Here is a 2,565-nt window from a genome sequence, read left to right on the forward strand (position 1 = left end):
GCGATCTCCTCGGGGCAGCCAATCTGCATGTTCTGTCTGTTCTGGATGGTGCGGACGAACTCGCCGGCCTCGAGCAGGGAGTCGTGGGTTCCGGTGTCGAGCCAGGCATAGCCGCGACCCATGAGCTGGACGTTGAGCTCGCCCATCTCGAGATAGCGGCGGTTGACGTCGGTGATCTCCAGCTCGCCGCGATGCGAGGGGCGGACGGCGGCGGCGATGTCGAGGACGCGGTTGTCGTAGAAGTAGAGGCCGGTGACGGCCCAGGGCGAGGTGGCGACCGGGGGCTTCTCGACGATCTCGGTGGGCCGGCCGGCGGCATCGAGGGTGACGACGCCATAGCGCTCGGGATCGCTGACGTGATAGGCGAAGACGGTGGCGCCCGCGGCGGTGCGGGCCTTGGCCAGGGTGTCGCGCAGGCCGGCGCCGAAGAAGATGTTGTCGCCCAGGATCAGGGCGACGCTGTCGGTGCCGACGAAGTCGCGGCCGAGGATGAAGGCCTGGGCCAGGCCCTCGGGGCGGGGCTGCTCGACATAGGTGATGTCGAGGCCGAACTGGGAGCCGTCCTGCAGCAGGCGCTTGTAGGCGTCGAGATAGTCGGGCGAGGAGATCAGCAGGATCTCGCGGATGCCGGCCAGCATCAGGACCGACAGGGGGTAGTAGATCATCGGCTTGTCGTAGACCGGCAGGAGCTGCTTGTTGACCGCCAGGGTGGCGGGATAGAGCCGCGTGCCCGAGCCGCCGGCCAGAATGATGCCCTTCATCGTCATGCTCCGGGAAGTGGGGTGGCCGGCACGAGCTCGTCCACGATGTCATGGATCGCGTCCTGCCAGGGGCGCGGGGTGATGGCGAAGTCGCGGCGGATCTTGGCGGTGGCGAGGCGCGAATTGGCCGGCCGGCGGGCCGGGGTGGGATAGTCGGCGGTGGCGATCGCCTCGACCGGGACATGAGGCCCGCCGCGCGCGGCGCTGCGTGCCAGGACGGCGCGGGCCAGGCCGCACCAGCTGGCTTCGCCGGCATTGACGAAATGGTAGAGGCCGGTCGGCGCGTCGCGGTCCTCGATCAGGCGCAGGGTGATGGTCTCCAGCGCCCGGGCGATGTCGGCGGCAGAGGTCGGGCAGCCCCGCTGGTCGTCGACGACGCGCAGGGCCGGCCGCTCGGCGGCGAGGCGCAGCATGGTCTTGAGGAAGTTGGCCCGCCGGGCGCTGACCACCCAGGCGGTGCGCAGCACCACCGAGCGGGGATTGCCGCTCCGTACCGCAAGCTCGCCGGCGAGCTTGCTGGCGCCGTAGACGCCGAGCGGCCCGACCGGGTCGGTCTCGACATAGGGGTCGGCCTTGGTGCCGTCGAAGACATAGTCGGTCGAGACCTGCACCAGCGGGATGCCGGCCCGGGCGCTCGCCTCGGCCAGGAGGGCCGGCCCCTGGGCATTGACGAGGAAGGCCGCGGCCACCTCGCCCTGCGCCTTGTCGACCGCCGTGTAGGCGGCCGGGTTGATCACCGCCGCGAAGGAGCGCGAGGCGAACAGCGCCGCCACGCTCCCCGGGTCGGTCAGGTCGAAGGTCGCGCGGTCCGGCGCATGGAGGCGCACGCCCTCGGGCCAGGCGAGGCGCTGCAGCTCCAGCCCGACCTGGCCGGCCCCGCCGGTCACCAGGATGTCGATCACGCCAGCCCCCCGTCTCGCCGCAGCCCCGTCCGATCCTCAGCCATGGGCCACCGCCAGGCCGAGCCGGGCCGTGTCGTAGCGGCTCGCCAGGATGTCCTGCCACCAGGGCCGGTTGGCCAGATACCAGGTGACCGTCTTGCGGATGCCGGCCTCGAAGGTCTCCTGCGGCGCCCAGCCGAGCTCGCGGCGGATCTTGCCGGCATCGATGGCATAGCGCCGGTCGTGCCCGGGCCGGTCGGTGACGAAGCGGATCTGCCCGGCATAGGGCTGGCCGTCGGCGCGCGGGGCGACCTCGTCCAGCACGGCGCAGATGCCGCGCACCACCTCGATGTTGCGCCGCTCGGCATTGCCGCCGATGTTGTAGGTCTCGCCCGGCGTGCCGCGCTCGAACACGCAGCGCAGCGCCCGCGCATGGTCCTCCACGAACAGCCAGTCGCGCACATTGCTGCCGTCGCCATAGACCGGCAGCGCCTCCCCGGCGAGCGCCCGGATGATGATCAGCGGGATCAGCTTCTCCGGGAAGTGATAGGGGCCGTAATTGTTCGAGCAGTTCGTCACCAGCACCGGCAGGTGATAGGTGTGGCCCCAGGCGCGCACCAGATGGTCCGAGGCGGCCTTGGAGGCCGAGTAGGGCGAGCGCGGGTCGTAGGCGGTCGCCTCGGTGAACAAGCCGGTCTCGCCCAGCGAGCCGTAGACCTCGTCGGTGGAGATGTGGTGGAAGCGAAAGCGCGCCCGCGCCTCTTCCGGCAGGCCGGTGTAATAGCCCAGCGCCTGCTGCAGCAGGGTGAAGGTGCCGACCACGTTGGTGTGCACGAAGGCGCCGGGGCCGGAGATCGAGCGGTCGACATGGCTCTCGGCCGCCAGATGGGCGATCACATCCGGGCGGAACTCGGCCAGCACCG

Annotated in this window: 3 protein-coding genes; all 3 read right to left on the reverse strand. The window is 70.8% G+C overall.

Annotation, left to right across the window (positions count from 1 at the left end; all coding sequences use genetic code 11):
• On the reverse strand, window positions 1–761 hold a 761-nt coding region (gene rfbA / locus QO011_RS42435; RefSeq protein ID WP_307286755.1), incomplete at its 3' end, for a glucose-1-phosphate thymidylyltransferase RfbA.
• Between the two features lie 2 nt (window positions 762–763).
• Window positions 764–1,660: a dTDP-4-dehydrorhamnose reductase gene (rfbD, locus tag QO011_RS42440; RefSeq protein WP_307286759.1), complete on the reverse strand. Its 897-nt coding sequence runs from the start codon at window positions 1,658–1,660 to the stop codon at window positions 764–766.
• A gap of 39 nt (window positions 1,661–1,699) precedes the next feature.
• Window positions 1,700–2,565 (reverse strand): dTDP-glucose 4,6-dehydratase (gene rfbB, locus QO011_RS42445; RefSeq protein ID WP_307286757.1); only part of this gene is annotated, 866 nt, incomplete at its 5' end.

The organism is Labrys wisconsinensis (genome assembly GCF_030814995.1).
In the GTDB taxonomy this organism is placed as follows: domain Bacteria; phylum Pseudomonadota; class Alphaproteobacteria; order Rhizobiales; family Labraceae; genus Labrys; species Labrys wisconsinensis.